Annotated in this window: 23 protein-coding genes and 1 tRNA gene; 11 read left to right on the top strand and 13 right to left on the bottom strand. The window is 60.2% G+C overall.

What is annotated here, in order from left to right:
- Positions 1-29: 29 nt before the first annotated feature.
- The 11 genes from arcA to M0746_RS03505 all read left to right on the top strand — a co-directional run bounded on the left by arcA (position 30) and on the right by M0746_RS03505 (position 13,135).
- The gene (gene arcA / locus M0746_RS03555; RefSeq protein WP_093099008.1) at positions 30-1,286 is read left to right on the top strand and encodes an arginine deiminase; all 1,257 of its coding nucleotides are present in this window, start codon (positions 30-32) and stop codon (positions 1,284-1,286) included.
- Positions 1,287-1,355: 69 nt separating this feature from the next.
- Positions 1,356-2,366 (top strand): ornithine carbamoyltransferase, encoded by a 1,011-nt coding sequence (locus tag M0746_RS03550; RefSeq protein WP_208940050.1) that lies wholly within the window; start codon positions 1,356-1,358, stop codon positions 2,364-2,366.
- 160 nt (positions 2,367-2,526) lie between these two features.
- Positions 2,527-3,456 carry a carbamate kinase gene (arcC, locus tag M0746_RS03545; RefSeq protein ID WP_258448216.1) on the top strand — a complete coding sequence of 310 codons (930 nt, stop codon included), beginning with the start codon at positions 2,527-2,529 and terminating at the stop codon, positions 3,454-3,456.
- Between the two features lie 63 nt (positions 3,457-3,519).
- Positions 3,520-3,882 carry a DUF5064 family protein gene (locus M0746_RS03540; RefSeq protein ID WP_258448215.1) on the top strand — a complete coding sequence of 121 codons (363 nt, stop codon included), beginning with the start codon at positions 3,520-3,522 and terminating at the stop codon, positions 3,880-3,882.
- 124 nt (positions 3,883-4,006) lie between these two features.
- Positions 4,007-5,515 carry a sigma-54-dependent transcriptional regulator gene (locus M0746_RS03535; protein WP_258448214.1) on the top strand — a complete coding sequence of 503 codons (1,509 nt, stop codon included), beginning with the start codon at positions 4,007-4,009 and terminating at the stop codon, positions 5,513-5,515.
- A gap of 431 nt (positions 5,516-5,946) precedes the next feature.
- On the top strand, positions 5,947-6,330 hold the full coding sequence (gcvH, locus tag M0746_RS03530; protein WP_258448213.1) for a glycine cleavage system protein GcvH: 384 nt from the start codon (positions 5,947-5,949) through the stop codon (positions 6,328-6,330).
- Positions 6,331-6,341: 11 nt separating this feature from the next.
- On the top strand, positions 6,342-9,194 hold the full coding sequence (gcvP, locus tag M0746_RS03525) for an aminomethyl-transferring glycine dehydrogenase (RefSeq protein WP_258448212.1): 2,853 nt from the start codon (positions 6,342-6,344) through the stop codon (positions 9,192-9,194).
- 179 nt (positions 9,195-9,373) lie between these two features.
- Positions 9,374-10,750: an L-serine ammonia-lyase gene (locus M0746_RS03520; protein WP_258448211.1), complete on the top strand. Its 1,377-nt coding sequence runs from the start codon at positions 9,374-9,376 to the stop codon at positions 10,748-10,750.
- 57 nt (positions 10,751-10,807) lie between these two features.
- Positions 10,808-11,932, top strand: a complete 1,125-nt coding sequence (gcvT, locus tag M0746_RS03515; RefSeq protein WP_258448210.1) for a glycine cleavage system aminomethyltransferase GcvT — start codon at positions 10,808-10,810, stop codon at positions 11,930-11,932.
- A gap of 405 nt (positions 11,933-12,337) precedes the next feature.
- Entirely contained in the window at positions 12,338-12,550 is a 213-nt protein-coding gene (locus M0746_RS03510; RefSeq protein ID WP_003227496.1) for a cold-shock protein, read from the top strand.
- Between the two features lie 96 nt (positions 12,551-12,646).
- Complete coding sequence (locus M0746_RS03505) at positions 12,647-13,135, top strand: RDD family protein (RefSeq protein ID WP_258448209.1); 489 nt, start codon at positions 12,647-12,649, stop codon at positions 13,133-13,135.
- Between the two features lie 134 nt (positions 13,136-13,269).
- Here the strand turns inward: M0746_RS03505 and nadA are convergent, their stop codons facing one another.
- The 13 genes from nadA to ruvA all read right to left on the bottom strand — a co-directional run bounded on the left by nadA (position 13,270) and on the right by ruvA (position 23,440).
- A complete protein-coding gene (nadA, locus tag M0746_RS03500) occupies positions 13,270-14,328 on the bottom strand; it encodes a quinolinate synthase NadA (RefSeq protein ID WP_258448208.1) in 1,059 nt (352 codons plus the stop codon).
- A gap of 269 nt (positions 14,329-14,597) precedes the next feature.
- Positions 14,598-14,673, bottom strand: a tRNA-Lys gene (locus tag M0746_RS03495).
- 62 nt (positions 14,674-14,735) lie between these two features.
- Positions 14,736-15,428 carry a 7-cyano-7-deazaguanine synthase QueC gene (gene queC, locus M0746_RS03490; protein ID WP_258448207.1) on the bottom strand — a complete coding sequence of 231 codons (693 nt, stop codon included), beginning with the start codon at positions 15,426-15,428 and terminating at the stop codon, positions 14,736-14,738.
- A gap of 1 nt (position 15,429) precedes the next feature.
- Positions 15,430-16,077, bottom strand: a complete 648-nt coding sequence (gene queE / locus M0746_RS03485) for a 7-carboxy-7-deazaguanine synthase QueE (protein ID WP_133339757.1) — start codon at positions 16,075-16,077, stop codon at positions 15,430-15,432.
- A 166-nt stretch (positions 16,078-16,243) separates the two neighbouring features.
- The gene (gene ybgF / locus M0746_RS03480) at positions 16,244-17,083 is read right to left on the bottom strand and encodes a tol-pal system protein YbgF (protein ID WP_208940040.1); all 840 of its coding nucleotides are present in this window, start codon (positions 17,081-17,083) and stop codon (positions 16,244-16,246) included.
- A gap of 6 nt (positions 17,084-17,089) precedes the next feature.
- Complete coding sequence (gene pal, locus M0746_RS03475; RefSeq protein WP_003178634.1) at positions 17,090-17,587, bottom strand: peptidoglycan-associated lipoprotein Pal; 498 nt, start codon at positions 17,585-17,587, stop codon at positions 17,090-17,092.
- Positions 17,588-17,639: 52 nt separating this feature from the next.
- The gene (gene tolB, locus M0746_RS03470) at positions 17,640-18,920 is read right to left on the bottom strand and encodes a Tol-Pal system beta propeller repeat protein TolB (protein WP_208941055.1); all 1,281 of its coding nucleotides are present in this window, start codon (positions 18,918-18,920) and stop codon (positions 17,640-17,642) included.
- A 17-nt stretch (positions 18,921-18,937) separates the two neighbouring features.
- A complete protein-coding gene (tolA, locus tag M0746_RS03465) occupies positions 18,938-20,014 on the bottom strand; it encodes a cell envelope integrity protein TolA (protein ID WP_258448206.1) in 1,077 nt (358 codons plus the stop codon).
- Entirely contained in the window at positions 20,014-20,466 is a 453-nt protein-coding gene (gene tolR, locus M0746_RS03460) for a protein TolR (RefSeq protein WP_160767866.1), read from the bottom strand. The genes tolA and tolR overlap by 1 nt, the downstream gene beginning before the upstream one ends.
- Positions 20,467-20,489: 23 nt before the next feature.
- Positions 20,490-21,185 carry a protein TolQ gene (gene tolQ / locus M0746_RS03455; RefSeq protein ID WP_008080223.1) on the bottom strand — a complete coding sequence of 232 codons (696 nt, stop codon included), beginning with the start codon at positions 21,183-21,185 and terminating at the stop codon, positions 20,490-20,492.
- The gene (gene ybgC / locus M0746_RS03450) at positions 21,175-21,642 is read right to left on the bottom strand and encodes a tol-pal system-associated acyl-CoA thioesterase (RefSeq protein WP_186550560.1); all 468 of its coding nucleotides are present in this window, start codon (positions 21,640-21,642) and stop codon (positions 21,175-21,177) included. The genes tolQ and ybgC overlap by 11 nt, the downstream gene beginning before the upstream one ends.
- 127 nt (positions 21,643-21,769) lie before the next feature.
- Positions 21,770-22,831: a Holliday junction branch migration DNA helicase RuvB gene (gene ruvB / locus M0746_RS03445; protein ID WP_090285613.1), complete on the bottom strand. Its 1,062-nt coding sequence runs from the start codon at positions 22,829-22,831 to the stop codon at positions 21,770-21,772.
- A complete protein-coding gene (gene ruvA / locus M0746_RS03440) occupies positions 22,832-23,440 on the bottom strand; it encodes a Holliday junction branch migration protein RuvA (RefSeq protein ID WP_090285615.1) in 609 nt (202 codons plus the stop codon).
- Positions 23,441-23,543: the final 103 nt, after the last annotated feature.

Here is a 23,543-nt window from a genome sequence, read left to right as displayed (position 1 = left end):
ATTGAATTGTCATCTGGAGGAACACTGAAATGACCACGGAAAAAGTGAAGTACGGCGTCCACTCCGAAGCCGGGAAACTGCGTAAAGTCATGGTTTGCTCCCCAGGTCTGGCCCATCAGCGGCTGACCCCGAACAACTGCGATGAACTGCTGTTCGACGACGTGCTGTGGGTGGCGCAGGCCAAGCGCGATCACTTCGACTTCGTCACCAAGATGCGTGAGCGCGGCATCGACGTGCTGGAAATGCACAACCTGCTCACCGACATCGTCGCCATCCCCGAAGCGCTGGACTGGATTCTCGAGCGCAAGGTCACCGCCGACTCGGTGGGCCTGGGCCTGATCAACGAAGTCAAATCCTGGCTGAAAAGCCTCGAGCCACGGCACATTGCCGAGTTTCTGATTGGCGGGGTTTCCGCCGACGATCTGCCGGACAGTTTCGGTGGCAAGACCATCCAGATGTTCCGCGACTTCCTCGGCCACTCCAGCTTCATTCTGCCGCCGCTGCCGAACACCCAGTTCACCCGCGATACCACTTGCTGGATCTACGGCGGCGTGACGCTCAACCCGATGTACTGGCCGGCGCGCCGTCAGGAAACCCTGCTGACCACGGCCATCTACAAATTCCATCCTCAGTTCACCAACGCCGACTTCGAGATCTGGTACGGCGACCCTGACAAGGACCACGGCAGCTCCACGCTTGAGGGCGGCGACGTCATGCCGATCGGCAACGGTGTGGTGCTGATCGGCATGGGCGAACGTTCGTCGCGTCAGGCCATTGGCCAACTGGCGCTGAACCTGTTCAAGAACAAGGCCGTGGAAAAAGTCATCGTCGCCGGCCTGCCGAAATCCCGCGCGGCGATGCACCTGGACACCGTGTTCAGCTTCTGCGACCGCGACCTGGTGACGATCTTCCCCGAAGTGGTCAACCAGATCGTCGCCTTCACCCTGCGCCCTGACGACAGCAAACAGGGCGGCATCGATATTCGCCGCGAAGAAGGCAGCTTCCTCGACACCGTCGCCGCGGCGCTCAACCTGCCCAAGCTGCGCGTGGTGGAAACCGGTGGCAACAGCTTCGCCGCCGAACGCGAGCAGTGGGACGACGGCAACAACGTAGTGGCGGTGGAACCGGGCGTGGTCATCGGCTACGACCGCAACACCTACACCAACACCCTGCTGCGCAAGGCCGGTGTGGAAGTCATCACCATCAGCGCCGGCGAACTGGGGCGCGGCCGCGGCGGCGGCCACTGCATGACCTGCCCGATCATCCGCGACCCGATTGATTACTAAACGACCGTCTCCCCGGCCGAACTCATCCCGTAGCGGCCGGGCCGATTACCGAATCCAAGGAGAATCATCATGGCGTTTAACATTCATAACCGTAATTTGCTGAGCCTGGAACACCACACCCCTCGCGAATTGCGTTACCTGCTCGACCTGTCCCGCGATCTGAAACGCGCCAAGTACACCGGCACCGAGCAACAACACCTGAAGGGCAACAACATCGCCCTGATCTTCGAAAAAACCTCGACCCGCACCCGTTGCGCATTCGAAGTAGCGGCCTACGATCAAGGCGCTAACGTCACTTACATCGACCCGAATTCCTCGCAAATCGGCCACAAGGAAAGCATGAAAGACACCGCCCGCGTGCTCGGGCGCATGTACGACGCGATCGAATACCGTGGCTTCAAACAGGAAATCGTCGAGGAACTGGCCAAGTTCGCCGGGGTGCCGGTGTTCAACGGCCTGACCGATGAATATCACCCGACCCAGATGATCGCCGACGTGCTGACCATGCGTGAACACGCCGACAAGCCGATCCACGAAATCAGCTACGCCTACTTGGGCGATGCGCGCAACAACATGGGCAACTCGCTGCTGCTGATCGGCGCCAAACTGGGCATGGACGTGCGCATCTGCGCGCCGAAAGCCCTGTGGCCGCTGGACGATCTGGTTGAGCGTTGCCATAAATATGCGGAAGAAAGTGGCGCTCGTATCACCCTGACCGAAGATCCCAAAGAGGCAGTCAAAGGCGTCGATTTCATTCACACCGACGTCTGGGTGTCGATGGGCGAACCGGTGGAAGCCTGGGCCGAGCGTATCCAGCAACTGCTGCCGTACCAGGTCAACGCCGAACTGATGAAAGCCAGCGGCAACCCGCGCACCAAGTTCATGCACTGCCTGCCGGCCTTTCACAACAGTGATACCAAGGTCGGCAAGCAGATTGCCGAGCAGTATCCGCATCTGAAAAACGGCATCGAAGTGACCGACGACGTGTTCGAGTCGCCCGCCTGCATCGCCTTCGAGCAAGCGGAAAACCGCATGCACACGATCAAGGCGATTCTGGTTTCGACCCTGGCTGATCTCTAACTGATCGACCCGGTCCCTGTGGGAGCTGGCTTGCCAGCGATTGCGGTGTGTCAGCCGACATAGACACTGACTGATACACCGCCATCGCGGGCAAGCCCGGCTCCCACAGGGATCGCATTCGTACTGCACGAACTCACTGTTTTCTAGAAGGACATGCACCATGCGTATCGTCGTAGCTCTGGGCGGTAACGCCCTGCTCCGCCGTGGCGAGCCGATGACCGCTGACAACCAGCGCGCCAACATCCGCATCGCCACCGAGCAAATCGCCAAAATCCATCCCGGCAACCAACTGGTCATCGCCCACGGCAATGGTCCGCAAGTCGGCCTGCTGTCGCTGCAAGCGGCGGCGTACACCTCCGTCAGCCCTTATCCGCTGGACGTCCTCGGCGCCGAAACCGAGGGCATGATCGGCTACATCATCGAACAGGAACTGGGCAATCTGCTCGACTTCGAAGTGCCGTTCGCCACCCTGCTGACCCAGGTTGAAGTCGACGCCAACGACCCGGCTTTCAAGAACCCGACCAAACCCATCGGCCCGGTGTACGACAAAGCCGAAGCGGAAAAACTCGCTGCCGAGAAAGGCTGGGCGATTGCCCCGGACGGCGACAAATACCGTCGCGTGGTCGCCAGTCCACGGCCGAAACGCATCTTCGAAATCCGCCCGATCAAGTGGCTGCTCGACAAGGGCAGCATCGTCATCTGCGCCGGCGGCGGCGGGATTCCGACGATGTACGACGAGCAGCGCAACCTCAAGGGCATTGAGGCGGTGATCGACAAGGACCTGTGCTCGGCGCTGCTTGCTGAACAGCTGGAGGCTGATCTGCTGGTGATTGCCACCGACGTCAATGCGGCGTTCATCGACTACGGCAAACCGACGCAGAAAGCCATCGCCGAAGCCCACCCGGATGAACTCGAACGCCTGGGTTTCGCCGCCGGCTCCATGGGACCGAAGGTGCAGGCAGCCTGCGAATTCGCGCGCCATACTGGCAAGGTCGCGGTGATCGGCTCGCTGGCAGATATCGAAGCGATCGTGCAAGGCACCGCCGGTACCCGCGTGACCACGGCCAAGCCGGGCATCAGCTACCGATAACAATAAACGCCGGGGGCAGGCCAAAAGTCTGCCCTCCTCCCATGCCTTGAAAGGAGTAACTCAATGGCCCAATTCGAACCTGGTCATTTGCACATCGAGCGGCATGCGTTGACGGACGATGACGTCAGTTACAACGTGAGCCTGGACTACGAAGTGTTCACCGATCCGCAGAAAGGCAAAGGCATTCAGTTCACCCTGCATGGCAGCATGCAGGGCAAGGACATGAAGGAGACATTTTTCCTGCCCAAGGAAGAGGCTTACAACTTCGCCCGCGACGTGACGAGAATTGCCGAGAAATACGGGATTCCCAAGGCTCATAGCCAGATCGGTTCGGTGCACAAGCATTACGATTTGATGTTTGAAGACATTCGGCAGAAGTTGAATATGCATTCGGGGGATCCGGTGAATCCCGAACACTTCGAATGACCCCCTTCCAATGATCGTTCCCACGCTCTGCGTGGGAACGATCAGCGCAGGACACAGATTTCACCAATTCCCCGCCCCAAGGCATACTTGCGCGCTCCCGCCCTGCAGATCACTGAACCGCCCCATGCGTATCCACGTCAGTTTCATCGACCGCGTCGGCATTACCCAGGAAGTCCTGGCTATCCTCGGTGGGCGCAATCTCAATCTGGATGCGGTGGAGATGATCCCGCCGAACGTCTACATCGACGCGCCGACACTGAGCGCGCAGGTGCTCGAAGAGCTCAAGGATGCGCTGTTTCGGGTCCGTGGCGTCGAGGCGGTGACGGTGGTCGACATCCTTCCCGGCCAGCGTCGACACCTGCAACTCGATGCCCTGCTGGCGGCGATGACCGACCCGGTCCTGGCCCTCGACAGCGCCGGCAAGGTGCTGCTGGCCAACCCGGCGCTGATTGCCTTGTACGGCCGCGAACCGGCCGGGGAAAGTGTCGCGGAACTGTTCAACGACCCGGCGCTGCTCGACACTCTGCTCGAAAACGGCTTCCGCCTGCCGCTGCGCGAGATCACCGTCAACGGCCAGACCTTGTTGCTCGACGCCACGCCGATCACCGACGCCGGCGCCCTGCTCACCCTGTATCAACCGAACCGCATCGGCGAACAACTCTCGGCGCTGCACCACGACCACGCCGAAGGTTTCGATGCGCTGCTCGGCGAATCCCCGGCGATTCGCACGCTCAAGGCGCGCGCGCAACGGGTCGCCGCGCTGGACGCGCCGCTGTTGATCCAGGGCGAAACCGGCACCGGTAAAGAACTGGTCGCCCGCGCCTGCCACGCGATCAGCGCGCGCCACAGTGCGCCGTTTCTCGCCCTCAACTGCGCGGCGCTGCCGGAAAACCTCGCCGAGAGCGAACTGTTCGGCTACGCCCCCGGCGCCTTCACTGGCGCCGCGCGCGGTGGCAAACCGGGGCTGATGGAACTCGCCAACCAGGGCACGGTGTTTCTCGATGAGATCGGCGAAATGTCGCCGTACCTGCAAGCCAAGTTGCTGCGTTTTCTCAATGACGGCAGTTTCCGCCGAGTGGGCGGTGATCGCGAAGTGAAGGTCGATGTGCGCATCCTCAGCGCCACCCACCGCGATCTGGAAAAAATGGTCAGCGAAGGCCTGTTCCGCGAAGACCTGTTCTATCGCCTCAACGTACTCAACGTCGAGGTACCGCCGCTGCGTGAACGCGGCCAGGACATTCTGCTGCTGGCGCGCTATTTCATGCAGCAGGCCTGCGCGCAGATCCAGCGCCCGGTCTGCCGCCTCGCGCCGGGGACTTACCCGGCGCTGCTCGGCAACCGCTGGCCGGGCAACGTGCGCCAGCTGCAGAACGTGATCTTCCGCGCGGCGGCGATCTGTGAAAGCAGCCTGGTGGATATCGGCGATCTGGACATCGCCGGCACCTCCGTGGCGCGGCAGACCGACAGCGACGTCGACAGCCTCGAACAGGCAGTCGAAGGCTTCGAGCGCGATCTGTTGGAAAAGCTCTACGTCAGCTATCCGTCGACCCGACAACTGGCGAGCCGCTTGCAAACTTCGCACACGGCGATCGCCCATCGGCTGCGCAAGTACGGCATTCCCAACAAGCCCTGAACACACCACAAAAACCTGTGGGAGCTGGCTTGCCAGCGATGACGGCGGCACAGGCACCATTGATGGTGACTGGTCTTCCGCTATCGCTGGCAAGCCAGCTCCCACAAGGAAAGGGGCGGATTCGAAATCCGCTCAATAACGACCTCCATCTGTACTGAAACCGATACAGCGGAACGATATCGCTACACCTTCCCCTGATCACCGCTGTCCAAGGCTTTGATCCCGCTCAGCTTTTATCCTCAGCGGCGACTGTAGCGATTTCGCTACACCCGACCGTCGAATGTCGCCGTCGGAAATCACTAACTTATTGATTACAAACGTAAATATCTTGTTGGCCGCATTCTTGCTACTCATCTACTCATCATAAAGGGCACCACCGCCCACGCTTTCCACCGCGTCCACCAGACGAGTCTGGCCCTTGAGGAGTTTCCATGAGCGAGTTGCGTTTTACTGAAGATCACGAATGGCTGCGCACCGAAGCTGACGGCAGCGTTACTGTCGGCATTACCGCTTTCGCGCAGAACGCCTTGGGCGACGTGGTGTTCGTGCAACTGCCTGAGCTGCAGGCCTACGAAAAAGGCGCCGAAGCCGCCACCGTGGAATCAGTAAAAGCTGCCAGCGGCGTGTACATGCCGCTCGATGGCGACGTACTGCAAGTCAACCCGGCCCTGGAAGATGCCCCGGAGCTGGTCAACGAAGATCCGCTGGGCCAAGGCTGGTTCTTCCGCTTTCAGCCAAGCGACGCGTCCGCCGTTGCCAAACTGCTCGATCAGGACGCCTACGACCGTCTGATCAAAGCCCAAGCCGAAGCCTGAGGAGTAGCGACATGAGCCAAATCAACCTCGGCACTGCCAACGAATTCATCGCCCGTCACATCGGCCCGCGCGCCGGCGATGAGCAAGCCATGCTCAACAGCCTCGGCTTCGATTCGCTCGAAGCCCTGAGCGCCAGCGTCATCCCGGAAAGCATCAAGGGCACCAGCGTGCTCGGCATGGACGACGGCCTCAGCGAAGCCGATGCGCTGGCGATGATCAAATCCATCGCCGGCAAGAATCAGCTGTTCAAAACCTACATCGGCCAGGGCTACTACAACTGCCACACGCCGTCGCCGATCCTGCGCAACCTGCTGGAAAACCCGGCCTGGTACACCGCGTACACGCCGTACCAGCCAGAAATTTCCCAGGGCCGCCTCGAAGCGCTGCTGAATTTCCAGACCCTGATCAGCGACCTCACCGGCCTGCCGATCGCCAACGCCTCTTTGCTCGACGAAGCCACCGCCGCTGCTGAAGCCATGACCTTCTGCAAACGCCTGAGCAAGAACAAGGGCAGCCACCAGTTCTTCGCCTCGATCCACAGTCACCCACAAACCCTCGACGTGCTGCGCACCCGTGCCGAGCCGCTGGGCATTGACGTGGTCGTGGGCGACGAGCGCGAACTGACCGACGTGACGCCGTTTTTCGGCGCACTGCTGCAATACCCGGCCAGCAACGGTGACGTGTTCGACTACCGCGAACTGACCGAACGCTTCCACGCCGCCAACGCGCTGGTCGCAGTGGCCGCCGACCTGCTGGCCCTGACCCTGCTGACCGCGCCGGGCGAATTCGGCGCTGACGTCGCCATTGGTTCGGCGCAACGCTTCGGCGTACCGCTGGGCTTCGGTGGCCCGCACGCCGCGTACTTCTCTACCAAAGATGCGTTCAAGCGCGACATGCCCGGCCGTCTGGTCGGGGTTTCGGTTGACCGCTTCGGCAAGCCGGCGCTGCGTCTGGCCATGCAGACCCGCGAGCAACACATCCGCCGCGAAAAGGCCACGTCGAACATCTGCACCGCGCAGGTGCTGCTGGCCAACATCGCCAGCATGTACGCCGTGTACCACGGTCCGAAAGGCCTGACGCAGATCGCCAACCGCGTGCATCACCTGACCGCGATTCTGGCCAAGGGCCTGACCGCGCTGGGCGCCAAAGTCGAGCAAGCGAGTTTCTTCGACACCCTGACTGTGGCCACCGGGGCGAACACCGCCGCGCTGCACGACAAGGCACACGCGGCGCAGATCAACCTGCGCGTCATCGATGCCGAGCGTCTGGGCCTGTCGGTCGACGAAACCACCACGCAAGCCGATATCGAAACCCTCTGGGGCCTGTTCGCTGACGGCAAGACCCTGCCGGATTTCGCCGCGCTGGCCGCTTCGGTACAAAGCACCATTCCTGCGTCGCTGGTTCGCCAGTCGCCGATTCTCAGCCACCCGGTGTTCAACCGTTATCACTCGGAAACCGAGCTGATGCGCTACCTGCGCAAACTGGCGGACAAGGACCTGGCACTGGATCGCACGATGATCCCGCTGGGCTCGTGCACCATGAAACTCAACGCCGCGAGCGAAATGATCCCGGTGACCTGGGCCGAGTTCGGCGCCCTGCACCCGTTCGCCCCGGCCGCACAAAGCGCCGGTTACCAGCAACTGACTGACGAGCTGGAAGCGATGCTCTGCGCCGCCACCGGTTACGACTCGATCTCGCTGCAACCGAACGCCGGTTCGCAAGGTGAATACGCCGGTCTGCTGGCGATCCGCGCCTATCACCAGAGCCGTGGCGATGAGCGCCGCGACATCTGCCTGATCCCGTCGTCGGCCCACGGCACCAACCCGGCCACCGCCAACATGGCTGGCATGCGCGTAGTCGTCACCGCCTGCGACGCGCGTGGCAACGTCGATATCGAAGACCTGCGCGCCAAAGCCATCGAGCACCGCGAACACCTCGCCGCGCTGATGATCACCTACCCGTCGACCCACGGCGTGTTCGAAGAAGGCATCCGCGAAATCTGCGGGATCATTCATGACAACGGCGGCCAGGTGTACATCGACGGCGCCAACATGAACGCGATGGTCGGGCTCTGTGCACCAGGCAAGTTCGGCGGCGACGTTTCGCACCTGAACCTGCACAAGACTTTCTGCATCCCGCACGGCGGTGGCGGCCCTGGCGTTGGCCCGATTGGCGTGAAGTCGCACCTGACTCCGTTCCTGCCGGGCCACGGCCAGATGGAACGCAAGGAAGGCGCGGTTTGCGCGGCACCGTTCGGCAGCGCGAGCATTTTGCCGATCACCTGGATGTACATCCGCATGATGGGCGGCGCCGGTCTGAAGCGCGCTTCGCAACTGGCGATCCTCAATGCCAACTACATTTCCCGCCGCCTCGAAGAGCACTACCCGGTGCTGTACACCGGCAGCAACGGCCTGGTGGCGCACGAGTGCATTCTCGATCTGCGCCCATTGAAAGACAGCAGCGGCATCAGCGTCGATGACGTCGCCAAGCGCCTGATCGACTTCGGCTTCCACGCCCCGACCATGTCGTTCCCGGTGGCCGGCACACTGATGATCGAGCCGACCGAAAGCGAATCCAAAGAAGAACTGGACCGCTTCTGCGACGCCATGATCCGCATCCGCGAAGAAATCCGCGCAGTGGAAAACGGCACCCTGGACAAGGACGACAACCCACTGAAAAACGCCCCGCACACCGCAGCGGAGCTGGTGGGCGAATGGACTCATCCGTACAGCCGCGAGCAAGCGGTGTACCCGGTGGCGTCGCTGGTCGAAGGCAAATACTGGCCACCGGTCGGTCGCGTCGACAACGTCTTCGGTGATCGCAACCTGGTGTGCGCCTGCCCGTCGATCGAAAGCTACGCTTAAGAGAAGCAGCTGCAAGCTTTGAGCTACAAGCTGCAAGTCAGGGCAGATCGGGTTCTGACTTGCGGCTGTCGTTTTGCAGCAAGCATTGCAGCATGAACACGAGCTGCAAGGAAAAGCCGATCCGCCTTTCACTTGCAGCTTGCAGCTAGAAGCTCCCAACTGCTCCGCAGGAGCCCCCCATGTCGTTAAGCGTGTTCGACCTGTTCAAGATTGGCATCGGCCCCTCCAGCTCCCACACCGTCGGCCCGATGCGCGCAGCCGCGCGCTTCGCTGAAGGTCTGCGCCGTGAAAACCTGCTTTCGGCCACTGCCAGCGTGCGCGTCGAGTTATATGGTTCGCTCGGTGCCACCGGCAAGGGACACGGCAGCGACAAGGCCGTGTTGCTCGGCCTCGAAGGCGAGCACCCGGACACGGTCGTCACCGAAACCGTCGCCGCGCGTCTGCACGAGATTCGTGGCAGCGGCCGGCTGAATCTGCTCGGCGAACAGAGCATTGCGTTCAACGAGAAAGAACACCTGGCGATGATTCGCAAACCGCTGGCCTATCACCCCAACGGCATGATTTTCCGCGCCTTCGATGCGGCGGGGCTGCAGATTCGCAGCCGCGAGTACTACTCGGTGGGCGGTGGTTTTGTCGTCGACGAAGATGCGGCCGGTGCCGACCGTATCGTCGAAGACGCCACACCGCTGACGTTCCCGTTCAAAAGCGCCAAGGACTTGCTCGGACATTGCAGCACCTACGGTCTGTCGATCAGCCAGGTGATGCTGACCAACGAAAGTGCCTGGCGCCCGGAAGCAGAGACCCGCGCAGGACTGCTGAGGATCTGGCAGGTCATGCAGGATTGCGTCGCGGCGGGTTGCCGCAACGAAGGCATTCTGCCCGGTGGTTTGAAGGTCAAACGCCGGGCGGCGGCGCTGCATCGGCAACTGTGCAAATACCCCGAATCAGCGCTGCGCGATCCGCTGTCGGTGCTCGACTGGGTCAACCTGTATGCGCTGGCGGTCAACGAAGAAAACGCCAACGGCGGGCGCGTGGTCACGGCGCCAACCAACGGCGCGGCGGGGATCATTCCGGCAGTGTTGCATTACTACATGCGTTTTATCCCCGGCGCGAATGACGACGGCGTCGTGCGGTTTCTGCTGACCGCTGCGGCAATCGGCATTCTCTACAAGGAAAACGCTTCGATCTCCGGCGCTGAAGTCGGTTGTCAGGGTGAAGTCGGCGTCGCCTGTTCGATGGCGGCCGGGGCGCTGTGCGAAGTGCTCGGCGGCAGCGTGCAGCAAGTCGAGAACGCCGCGGAAATCGGCATGGAACACAACCTCGGCCTGACCTGCGACCCGATTGGCGGGCTGGTGCAAGTGCCGTGCATCGAGCGCAACGCGATGGGCTCGGTGAAAGCCATCAACGCGGTGCGCATGGCCATGCGCGGCGACGGCCAGCATTTCGTCTCCCTCGACAAAGTCATCCGCACCATGCGCCAGACCGGCGCCGACATGAAAAGCAAATACAAGGAAACCGCCCGCGGCGGCCTGGCAGTCAACATTATCGAATGCTGAACGTAACTAGCCCCCTCTCCCTCCGGGAGAGGATTGGTATGAATCAAGGAGTCCCGCATGTCCACCGAACAACTCTCGAAAACCCCGCTCCACGCGCTGCACCTCGAACTCGGCGCGCGCATGGTGCCCTTCGCCGGCTACGACATGCCCGTGCAATACCCACTCGGCGTGATGAAAGAACACCAGCACACCCGCGAACAGGCCGGGCTGTTTGACGTCTCGCACATGGGCCAGATCCGCCTGACCGGCGCCAACGCCGCCAAAGCCCTGGAGACCCTGGTGCCGGTGGACATCGTCGACTTGCCGGTGGGCATGCAGCGCTACGCGATGTTCACCAATGAGAGCGGCGGCATCCTTGATGACCTGATGGTCGCCAACCTCGGCAACGACGAATTGTTCCTGGTGGTCAACGCCGCCTGCAAGGATCAGGACCTGGCGCATCTGCAACAACACATCGGCGATCAGTGCACCATTACGGCGCTCTTCGAAGAGCGCGCGCTGCTGGCATTGCAAGGCCCGGCAGCCGTAACCGTGCTGGCGCGTCTTGCGCCGGAAGTGGCGAAGATGACGTTCATGCAGTTCGCCCGCGTCAATCTGCAGGGTATCGACTGCTTTGTCAGCCGTTCGGGCTACACCGGTGAAGACGGTTTCGAAATCTCCGTTCCGGCCGCTGACGCGGAAAAACTGGCTCGCGCCCTGCTCGCCGAGCCGGAGGTCCAGGCCATCGGCCTCGGTGCCCGCGACTCGCTGCGCCTGGAAGCCGGCCTGTGCCTGTACGGCCACGACATGAACACCGAGACCACGCCGATCGAGGCCAGCCTGCTCTGGGCGATTTCCAGGGCACGTCGCGCGGACGGCGCGCGGGCCGGCGGTTTCCCCGGCGCAGAGCAGATTTTCGCGCAACAACAGAACGGTATCGCCCGCAAACGCGTCGGCCTGCTGCCGCAGGAACGTACGCCGGTGCGTGAGGGCGCAGAGATCGTCAACGAAGCCGGCGAGATCATCGGCAGCGTGTGCAGCGGTGGTTTCGGCCCGACCTTGGGCGGGCCATTGGCGATGGGGTACCTCGACAGCGCTTATGCGGCTCTTGAAACTTCGGTATGGGCCATCGTGCGTGGGAAAAAGGTGCAAATGCTTGTAAGCAAAATGCCATTTGTTCCGCAACGCTACTACCGCGGTTGATTGACTGTTTCTATAAGTAACGCGATTGCGTTATGCGTGCACTAATGTGTAACGCAATCGCCACAAAAAAGTGCATTACCCAGCCGTTGATTCGAATATGAACTTTACTTATAACCTTTGAAAACAAGCGAACAAGCCACCAGTGTAAGGTTGCACTAACAAACTGACAAAATGCCAGCAAGCGCAATAAAACCGGGGCCTTCGCGGGGCTTGTTTTTTCTCCCGTAGTTGGCGTAGAGTTCGTTCACTGTGTTTGCATGGGTCAGCTTTGAATCGTGACCTGGGCAGTAGCCTACAAGTTAGCTACATCCCGCTCGACGTCTTCTTACTCTCCTGCAACCAGCCCCAGTACTCTTTCATGAGAAAGAGACTGTCATTAATTTATTGCGTCAAAGGAAATAAGAAATGTCTACACGTCAGAGCGGTACCGTCAAGTGGTTCAACGACGAGAAAGGTTTTGGTTTTATCACTCCTGAAAGCGGTCCGGATCTGTTCGTGCATTTCCGCGCCATTCAGGGCAACGGCTTCAAGAGCCTGAAAGAAGGCCAGAAAGTGACCTTCGTTGCTGTGCAGGGCCAGAAAGGCATGCAGGCTGACGAAGTACAAGCCGAAGCCTGATTTCTGCTACGAAAAAGCCCCTGATATTGATATCAGGGGCTTTTTTGTGCGCGCGAATCCGTAAAATGCCGTTTCTCTTCGCGCTCAGAGGCTGCCATGTCGAAAAACCTGCTCACCCCACAGGGCGACTTTCCTGCCGTCGGACTTGGCCGGCGTCTGGCCGCGATGTTCTATGACTTTCTGCTGTGCACTGCGCTGCTGATCGTCACCGGCTTCGTTTACAAGCTGATTCAGGCTGCGATCATTGGCGAACAACGCCTGCGGGTGATGACGGATGCCGGGCAGCTCGATGGCGATCCGCTCTACTCGACGGTGTTGCTGTTGGTGCTGTTCGGCTTTTTCGCCAAGTTCTGGACCCATGGCGGGCAGACACTCGGTATGCAGGTGTGGGGCATTCGCGTGCAGAACGCCGACGGCACGGCGATCAGCCTGTGGCAGGCGCTGTTGCGCTTCATGGTATCGATTGCGTCGTGGCTATGCGTTGGGCTGGGGTTCTTCTGGTCGCTGTATGACAAGCAGAAGCGCACCTGGCATGACATCTATTCGGATAGCCGCGTTGTGCGGATCCCGAAGAAGACCCAATAATTTCCGAACACCCAAAACCCATGTAGGAGTGAGCCTGCTCGCGATAGCGGTGTGTCAGTCAATGTTTGAATCGACTGATACACCGCTATCGCGAGCAGGCTCACTCCTACAGGTTTGTGTGTTGCCTGAAAGACCTAAGCGTTACCGGCCAGCTTCATCCGCGCGGCCTGGGTGAAGTCCAGCATGCGCTTCAACGGCCGGATCGCCTGCGGAATCAACGCCGGATCAACGAAGATCTCGTTCGTGCCTTCCTTCAAGCTCTTGAGCGTGCGCTCAAGGGTGTTCATGGCCATCCACGGGCAATGTGCGCAACTGCGGCACGCGGCGCCGTTACCGGCGGTAGGCGCTTCGATGAAGACCTTGTCCGGGCACAACTGCTGCATTTTGTAGAAGATGCCACGGTCGGTCGCGACGATCAGGGTCTTGTTCGGCAGGCTTTGCGCGGCGGCAATCAACTGGCTGGTCGAGCCGACGGCGTCGGCCAGCTCGATCACCGACGTCGGCGACTCCGGGTGCACCAGAATCGCCGCGTCCGGGTACAGCGCTTTCATGTCTTCAAGCTGTTTGGACTTGAACTCTTCGTGAACGATGCAGGCACCGTCCCAGAGCAGCATGTCGGCGCCGGTATTGCGCTGGATGTAGGTACCGAGGTGCTTGTCCGGGCCCCAGATGATCGTCTCGCCGTTATCCATCAGGCTTTCAACGATTTCCAGCGCGCAACTGGAGGTCACCACCCAGTCGGCACGTGCCTTCACCGCTGCCGAGGTGTTGGCGTAGACCACCACGGTACGTTCCGGATGCTGATCGCAGAACGCCGAGAACTCATCGACCGGGCAACCCAGGTCCAGCGAGCAGGTCGCCTCCAGGGTTGGCATCAGCACGCGTTTTTCCGGGTTGAGGATCTTCGCCGTCTCGCCCATGAACTTCACGCCGGCGACCACCACGGTCTTGGCCGGGTGGGCATTGCCGAAGCGCGCCATTTCCAGGGAGTCGGAAACACAGCCACCGGTTTCTTCGGCCAGGGCCTGAATCACCGGGTCGCAATAGAAGTGCGCCACGAGCACCGCGTCCTGAGCCTTGAGCTCGGCGGCGATGGCGGCACGGTAATAAGCCTCTTGCTCGGCAGTCAGCGGTTTGGGCTGTTTGGCATCGAGGTGGGCTTGAACCAGAAGGCGTTCGGAAATCTGCGTCATGTTCGCAAGACCTGCAGGCGCATTCGCGCGAAAGTCGAGTATACACCCGGCTCCGGACCGCTAGAGGGTACCGCCGGGAGAGTGAGTAATATCAGGCACGGACAGCGTTGAAGCTGCGCAAGGCTACAGAATATCCCGTTGATACAAAAGATCATTCTGACCTGCGTCAGCGCAGGCATCGGCGAAACAGGCGATGGCCGAATTGCAGGCAAAAAAACCCGGAAATCCTCACTTTCGTGGGCCTTCCGGATTTTCTAAACCGCCAAATATGGTGGGTCGTGTGGGATTCGAACCTACGACCAATTGGTTAAAAGCCAACTGCTCTACCAACTGAGCTAACGACCCGCTGTGTGGTGGCGCGTATAATACTGATTTTTAAGGACTATTCAACACCTTTTTGAAAAAAATCAAAAATAAGGGGTTGGATCGTCCACACCCGCTGCCGCGAAGCCTTCTGCGCGCAGGCGGCAGCTGTCGCATTTACCGCACGCACGGCCGTCATCGTCGGCCTGATAGCAGGAAACGGTCAGGCCGTAATCAACGCCCAGCTTCACACCAGCCTGGACGATCTGTGCCTTGCTCAGGTTCTGCAACGGCGCCTGGATGCGGAAACCGTTGCCTTCCACGCCGGCCTTGGTTGCCAGGTTGGCCATGCGCTCGAACGACTCGATGAACTCCGGGCGGCAATCCGGGTAACCGGAATAATCCACTGCATTGACGCCGATGAAGATATCGCGCGCACCGAGCACTTCCGCCCAACCCAGCGCCAGCGACAGGAACACGGTGTTGCGTGCCGGCACGTAAGTCACCGGAATGCCCTCGCCCAGCTCTTCAGGGATGTCGATGCTGGTGTCGGTCAGCGCCGAGCCGCCCATGCCATTCAGATTAAGACCGATGACCTTGTGCTCGACCACACCCAGATTGCGAGCCACGCGCGCAGCGGCGTGCAATTCGGCATGAGAACGCTGGCCGTAATCGAAACTCATGGTATAGCAGGCATAACCTTCGGCGCGGGCCATGGCCACTACGGTGGCCGAGTCGAGGCCGCCGGACAGCAGAATGACGGCACGTTTTTCGGTAGTGTTCAGTTGTTCAGTCATCTCAGCGCCCCGGCTCGTCATTCCAAAGATATTTGTGCAGCTGCAATTGCAGGCGCACCGGCAAGTTGTCCGCCACCACCCAGTCCGCCAGCTCACGCGCATTCAAGTCATGGTGGCTGGGGGAAAACAGCACTTCCCCGGCGCGGCGATCGAGCCCGTACTGAATCAGTTTCGATACCGCCCAGTCGTAGTCCTCACGCGAGCAGATGACAAACTTCACCTGATCGTTGGGCGTAAGCAGCTCGATATTTTCGTAGCGGTTGCGATGGGCTTCTTTCGAGCCCGGCGTTTTCAGGTCCACAACGCGACTGACGCGCGGATCGACCGCCGAAACGTCCAGGGCACCGCTGGTTTCCAGCGAGACCTCGTAGCCGGCATCGCACAGCTGCTGGAGCAAAGGAATGGCGTTCGGCTGGGCCAGCGGCTCACCGCCGGTCACACAGACGTATCGCGGGCGAAAACCGGCGACTTGCTCGAGGATGTCGTCGAGGGTGCGCACGGTGCCGCCGCTAAAGGCGTAGGCGCTGTCGCAGTATTGGCAACGCAAAGGGCAACCGGTCAGGCGCACGAAAACTGTGGGCAGCCCGGCAGTCCGCGTTTCCCCCTGCAACGAGTAGAAAACTTCGGTGATTCTCAATGTGTCTTGCATAGTCGCCACGGGCGTAACAGCTAAACAGGCTGTCCGCCTCCGTCAGGCACTTCAGGCAATCCCGCCAACGCGTGGACCACAAGAAGCGTGTTTCAGAAAAAGGGCGTGAATTCTAACGAAAAAACCCGCGACAAGCGCGGGTTTCTTCCAAACGGGTCAAGCCTGCTTACATGCGTTGCAGATCGCGCTGGGCCAGTTGCGCGGCGGAAGTCCCCGGATACTGGGACACCACCTGCTGCAAAATGCCTTTGACCTTGTCGGTGTGACCGAGGCGGCGCTCTACGTCAGCCAGCTTGTACAGCGAATCCGGCACTTTGTTGTGCTTGGGATACAGCTGCGAAACCTTGGCAAATGCCTGACCTGCACCTTGCAGATCGCCTTTGGCCAGGTTCACTTCGCCCAGCCAGTATTGGGCATTGCCCGCGTACTGGCTGTTCGGGTACTTACGCAGGAAAGCGGCAAACGCCTGGCTGGCCTTGTCGAAATCCTTGGCTTTGATCAGGTCGAAAGCGGCATCGTAATACAGCTTTTCCTTGGCCGGATCAGCCGGTTCGCTACCTGCGGCAGGTGCCTGGGCCGCCGTGGCAGCCCCCGCACCCGCGGCAGCACCGGCAGCAGCACTTGCATCGCCACCGGCAGAAGAATTCTCGGGAGTCGCGGCTGGTGCAACGCCGGATCCTATGCGCCGATCAAGATCCTGGTATCGCTCCAGGGATTCCTGCTTCATGCGCGCAACCTGATTCTGCAGTTCTTCGATCACGCCTTGCTGGCGCGAGATCTGATCCTGCATCTGTTGCAATTGGTTGAACAGCATGCCTTGTGCCGAGGCAGGGGCCGAAGCCGCTCCCCCGGCATAGGCGCCGTTCGTACCGTAACCCGCAGGCGGATAACTGCTCCCGCTATTTGAATAACCGGAGTTGTCATCGACCACAGGAACCGCAGCCCACGCCGCAAGCGGCGCGAGGCTGAGAGCCAGAACAGTTACAGCACGACGGCACGTTCGCATATCGAATTACTTACGCAGTTCGACGCGACGGTTCTGGGCCCAGGACTGCTCGTCGTTGCCGGTAGCAACTGGACGCTCTTCGCCGTAGGAAACCAGTTCCAGCTGAGCTGGGGAAACACCTTGCAGTACCAGGTAGCGCTGAACGGCTTTCGCACGACGCTCGCCCAGTGCCATGTTGTACTCACGAGTACCACGTTCGTCGGTGTTGCCTTCCAGAACAACGCGAGCGCCGTTTGCTTTCAGGTCTTTGGCGTGAACGTCCAGAGCGCGCATGGCTTCTGGCTTCAGGTCCGAGCTGTCGTATTCGAAGTAGAAGGTGGTGATTGCGCGCAGAGCAGCTTCTTCGCTCAGGGAACCGTCAACGGCACCGGTGTTTGCGCCGTAACCAGCGTTTGGATCAACAGCGCCTTCACCGGCGTTGTCGCCGCCTTTGGACGAGCAACCTACAGCTACAGCCATGGCCAGAGCCAGCGCAGCAAATTTACCAAACTTCAGCATTTCCATCGTGAAACTCCTAATGAACCCCAGTGTGTTAAGTAAAACGTGTAGCGCCCGCTCACTTCAGGTAAGGGGACCAGGACGGTTCTCTGACTTCGCCTTGAGCGGTAGGAAGCGGGAGCCTCACGCGTCCATTAATGGACACGAGCATCAAGACTCCCCGGCCCTGTTGGCGGGTGGCGTAGATTACCATGGTGCCGTTGGGCGCAACAGTAGGTGACTCGTCCAGAGTGCTATCAGTGAGGATCTTTACACTACCCCGCTGCAGATCCTGAGCTGCCACCTTGAAATTGGTGAAGCCATCCTGACGATGAATCATCACCAAAGTCTTTTCATCAGCCGAAAGTTTCGGGTTGGCGTTGTAGTTGCCTACGAACGTCACACGCTCGGCACCACCGCCACCGACGCTGGTTTTATAGATCTGCGGTTTGCCGCCACGGTCGGAGGTGAAGTAGATGGTCGAACCATCCTTGCCCCAGAACGGTTCGGTGTTGATGCCAGGACCGGAAGTTACGCGGGTCAGCTGACGCGAACCGAGATTCATCACGTAGATGTCCGGGTTACCGTCTTTCGACAGTACGAACGCCAGACGCGTGCCATCCGGCGACCAGGCTGGCGCGCCATTGAGGCCTTCGAAGTTGGTGATCTGCTCGCGGCGACCGGTGTCGATGTTCTGCATGAAGATGCGCGGACGCTTCTGTTCGAACGACACATACGCGATACGCTTGCCATCCGGTGCGAAACGCGGCGACAGGATCGGCTCACGCGATTGCAGCAGGGTCACTGCACGGGCGCCGTCATAGTCGGAACGCTGCAGCGTGTAGCGAGTGTTTTTCTCGGAGAAGCGCTCGGCGGTCACGTACAGCAAACGCGTCGAGAACGCACCGTCGATACCGGTCAGCTTCTGGAACGACTGATCGGAAATGAAGTGCGCCATGTCACGAATCTGGTCGGTCGTGCCGGAAACACTGCCGTCGGCCACTTTCTGTTCGGTGGCAACGTTGAACAATGCCCACTGCACCTGCAGGCGACCGCCCGCTGGAGCGATGCTGCCGACCATCATGTACTGAGCACCTACCGCCTTCCAGTCACGGAAGATGATTTCGCTCGGCTGGCTTGGCTGGCTGATCATGTTGGCTTTTGGAATCGGCGAGTAATAGCCCGAGTTGCGCAAATCGTTGCCAATGATTTCGGCCATGTCATCCGGCAGCACCGCACCGCCCTGCATGCCGAACGGCACGACCGCGATCGGCGTTGCCCGATCGCTGCCGCTGGTGACCAGAATGTTCTTTTCATCTGCCATCGCGATCCCTGCCATGCAGCAGATCACGACCAGCATTCCTCGAAGAAGGTTTCTCACAAGGCTAGATCCTCAGGTGTGAATGTCATCTTGAATGAACGATACGGAGCGAAATCGCTCGGCTTCATTCCCTGCATTTCTGTCAAACGTCCAATATTCTTCACTGCCGCGACTGCCGAAGCATCGAACGGGCCGTCACCACTGGATTTGGCCACATTGACCGAAGTCACCGTACCGTCCGGCAACATGCCGATCTGCAGCACCACCGTCATGCCTTTGCGTGCCGAAGGTGGACGTGCCCAGCCTTCTGCCGCTCGTGCACGAATCAGGTCATCGAAACTGCCCGCGACTTCGTCACCCTGCTCATCAGCCAAGGCCTGCTGACGTTGCGGCGTGTCGGAAAGCAGGTCTGCCAGGGCCTGAGCCTTTTTATCCTCGGCAGATTTGCGTGCCGCTTCCTGCGCTTTCTTCTTCGCAGCATCGGCAGCAGCTTTCTTCTTCGCGTCTTCGGCGACTTTCTTCTTCGCCTCTTCAGCTTCGGCTTTCTTCTTGGCGTCTTCGGCGGCTTTCTTTTTCGCGTCTTCGACGATCTTTTTCTTGGCTTCTTCCGCAGCGGCTTTCTTGGCCTCTTCTTCAGCGGCCTTCTTGGCTTCGTCTTCGGCTTTCTTCTTGGCTATATCAGCCAATTGTTTCTCTTCGGCCTTTTTCGCCTCGGCTTTCTTCGCGTCGTCGGCTTTCTTGGCTTCATCAGCCTTTTTCGCTTCGTCCGCTTTCTTCGCCTCGTCGGCCTTCTTGGCTTCCTCGGCCTTTTGAGCCGCTTCCTCTTTCTTTTGTTCCGCCGCCTTCACCGCTTCCTGCTCGATCTTTTTCTGTTCCATCTGCTCGACTTCGGTCTGGCGCGCGGCGGATTTCTTCGCCTCACCCGCAATCTTCTGATTGGTCTGGGTGGTTGCCTGACTTTTCGATTTCAGCTGGTACAGAGTCGCCTGGACGATCGGCTTGGCCGGCGGCAGTTCGGGCGTGAAGGCAAAACTGACGAACAGCATGCCGAACACCAGCACGTGCAGGACAATCGCCAGAACGCTGGGCCAGAAGTAGCTTTCCGAGGCGGACGGCTCTCGCTGTTGCTGCATCAGGGGGCCTCGGTAATCAGACCAACGTTACCGACCCCGGCCTTCTGCAACCCGCCCATGGCACCCATGACGGCGCCGTAGTCGACAGTCTTGTCGCCACGGATGAACACCTGGGTGCGTTTGCCACCCTCGGTGCCGGCGCGAATGATCTTGGTCACCGCATCGGTCATCTGTGGCAGGGTCATGGCGCGATCCTGCTGTTTCTCGGTGTCTACTTCGCTGCCAAGGTTCCAGTAGTAGGTCTTGTCAGCCTTGATCGAAATGGTCAGGACCTGGGTGTTGTTGTCCTGCGGCAAGGCTTCGCTGGAAACCTTGGGCAGATCAACTTTCACGCCCTGATTGAGCATCGGCGCGGTCACCATGAAGATGACCAGCAGCACCAACATCACGTCGATGTAGGGCACTACGTTCATCTCGGCGACCGGCTTGCGCTTTTTGCGAGCTCGAGCGATTAAAGCCATCGGGAAATACCTGCTTATTCTTCGCTGGTGTGCACTTTGCGGTGCAGGATCGCCTGGAATTCATCGGCGAAGGTGTAGTAGCGGCCCAGCAAGGTTTCGCTGCGCGCAGCGAAACGGTTGTAAGCGATGACCGCCGGGATTGCGGCGAACAGACCGATCGCGGTGGCGATCAGTGCTTCGGCAATACCCGGTGCCACGGTGGCGAGGGTCGCCTGTTGGGCGCTGGCCAGACCGCGGAAGGAGTTCATGATCCCCCAAACGGTACCGAACAGACCGATGTACGGGCTGACCGAACCGACGGTGGCGAGAAACGGCAGGCTCTGCTCGAGTTTCTCTTCTTCGCGCGAGATGGCGACACGCATGGCACGCGCCACACCTTCCATCACTGCTTCAGGATCGACGCCTGGCTGCTGACGCAGACGGGAGAATTCCTTGAAGCCGGCACGGAAGATCTGCTCTACGCCCGAGTCCGGATCCGGGTTGCTGCCGGCCTGACGGTACAGCTTCGACAGATCGATCCCCGACCAGAAGCGCTCTTCAAAGCTCTCCAGGGCGCGTCGACCGGCACGCAGCAGATTGCTGCGCTGAAAGATCATGATCCATGAGGTCACCGATGCGGCCACCAGGGTCAACATTACCAACTGCACCACGATGCTGGCATTGCTGACCAGGCTCCACATGGAGGAATGGTCGACGACGTTAGCTTCCACGCTTTATCTCCTGCTTTGAGTGTGTACCCGGACCGACCGCGTCGGCGAAGGCCGCCCGCAAGTCTTCGGGAAGGGCCCGGGGTTTCAAACTGTCGGTGCGCACACAGGCCACCAGAAACTGCCCTTCGCAGAGCAGCACATTATCCGTCGCCCGCCTGACCTGCTGCTTGAAGCGCAGGCTGGCACGGTTCAATTCGGTTACATCAGCGCTTACCAGCAGTTCGTCGTCCAGTCGCGCCGGCGCGTGGTAGCGCGCTTCGCTGGAATGCACGACAAACAACAGGTCCTCCCCGGCAAGCTGCGACTGGGCAAAGCCCAGTTCGCGGAGCCGCTCGGTTCGAGCCCGTTCCATAAACTTGAGGTAATTAACGTAATACACGATGCCGCCCGCATCGGTGTCCTCGTAATAAACGCGACAACGATGTGCGAACGGCCCAAGCCCGTTTTGCGCGCGCATACTCTAGTGCTTACTCCTCAGGTTGCCAATCCGGCGAGACAACTGTTTTTCGTGGTTTCAAAGCTTTACCGCAAAAGTACCGTGCTGTGACAGTACAAACCCTGAATAAATCGCCAACAAATGTGTATCAATCGTCCGCCGCATCAAGAAACTCGTCTGCCACGGGCATCTCGCCCATGCGTGACGGAATGTTCAAACCGAAATGCAGGTACGCATGTCGGGTCACTACCCTGCCCCGCGGCGTGCGCATGATGTAGCCCTGCTGAATCAGATAAGGTTCGAGGACGTCCTCGATGGTGTGGCGCTCTTCGCTGATCGCCGCCGCCAGGCTGTCGATGCCGACCGGGCCACCGTCGAACTTCTCGATCATCGTCAGCAGCAGACGCCGGTCCTGATGATCGAAACCGTGTTCGTCGACATCCAGCAGATTCAACGCCAGATCCGCCACCGACTTGGTGATATGACCTTTGGCGCGCACTTCGGCAAAGTCCCGCACTCGACGCAACAAACGGTTGGCAATGCGCGGGGTGCCACGCGCGCGACGAGCGATCTCGAACGAACCCTCCGGATCCAGCGGCAGCCCGAGAATACTCGCCGACCGGCTGACGATCGTCGCCAGATCCGCCGTGCTGTAGAACTCCAGGCGCTGGACGATACCGAAGCGGTCACGCAACGGATTGGTCAGCATGCCGGCGCGAGTGGTGGCGCCGACCAGGGTGAACGGCGGCAGGTCGAGCTTGATCGAACGCGCCGCCGGCCCTTCGCCGATCATGATGTCGAGCTGAAAATCTTCCATGGCCGGGTACAGCACTTCTTCGACAATCGGCGACAGGCGATGGATTTCGTCGATGAACAACACGTCGTGCGGTTCGAGATTGGTCAGCAGTGCCGCCAGATCCCCCGGACGCTCCAGCACCGGACCGGAGGTGCTTTTGATCGACACGCCCATTTCTTCAGCGATGATATTGGCCAGTGTGGTTTTACCCAGCCCCGGCGGGCCGAAGATCAGCGTGTGATCCAGCGACTCGCTGCGCCCGCGCGCAGCCTGGATGAACAGCTCCATCTGCTCGCGCACAGTTGGCTGGCCGATGTAGTCGGCCAGGCTGACCGGGCGAATAGCGCGGTCCTGGACTTCTTCGCGCTCGCGCGGGCTGTGCGCAGCGGCAATCAGACGATCAGCTTCAATCACTTAAATCATTCCCTTCAGGGCGCGGCGGATCATGTCTTCACTGCTCAAATTCTTGTCCTTGATGGCGGAAATCGCCTTGCTCGCTTCCTGCGGCTTGTAGCCCAGGGAAATCAGCGCGCTGACCGCATCGTTTTCGGCGGTATTGACCGGCGCCGGGCCGTCTGGCTGATTCGGCACCAGCGCGAACATGGCCGGCGAGGTTTCCCACGCCTTGAAGCGATCCTTCAATTCGACCAGCAGGCGCTCGGCCGTTTTCTTGCCGACACCCGGCACCTTGGTCAGCGCCGAGGTGTCCTGCGACTGTACGCAACGGATCAGTTCGTCGACTTCCAGGCTCGACATCAGTGCCAGGGCCAATTTCGGCCCGACCCCGTTGAGCCGGATCAACTCGCGGAAAAAGTCTCGCTCACGCTTGCCGGCAAAACCATAGAGCAACTGCGCATCTTCGCGTACGACCAGATGGGTATGCAGGGTCAGCGGTTCACCGACCGACGGCAGGCGATAGAGGGTGGTCATGGGCACTTCGAGCTCATACCCGAGGCCGTTTACATCCAGAATCAGGTGCGGCGGCTGTTTCTCAACCAGGGTGCCGCGCAAGCGTCCAATCACGTTTCAGATCCTTGAGCGTTGGCCAGCCGTGGGCTGGCGACTGTCGAAAGGCGAAATCCGCGCCGACGACACAGGCGCACACATCCGCTTTCAGGAAAATTGT

This window comes from Pseudomonas sp. S11P7 (genome assembly GCF_023195435.1).
In the GTDB taxonomy this organism is placed as follows: domain Bacteria; phylum Pseudomonadota; class Gammaproteobacteria; order Pseudomonadales; family Pseudomonadaceae; genus Aquipseudomonas; species Aquipseudomonas fluorescens_G.
Note: the sequence above shows the minus strand (reverse complement) of the source record. Positions and strands in the feature narration are given on the sequence as shown.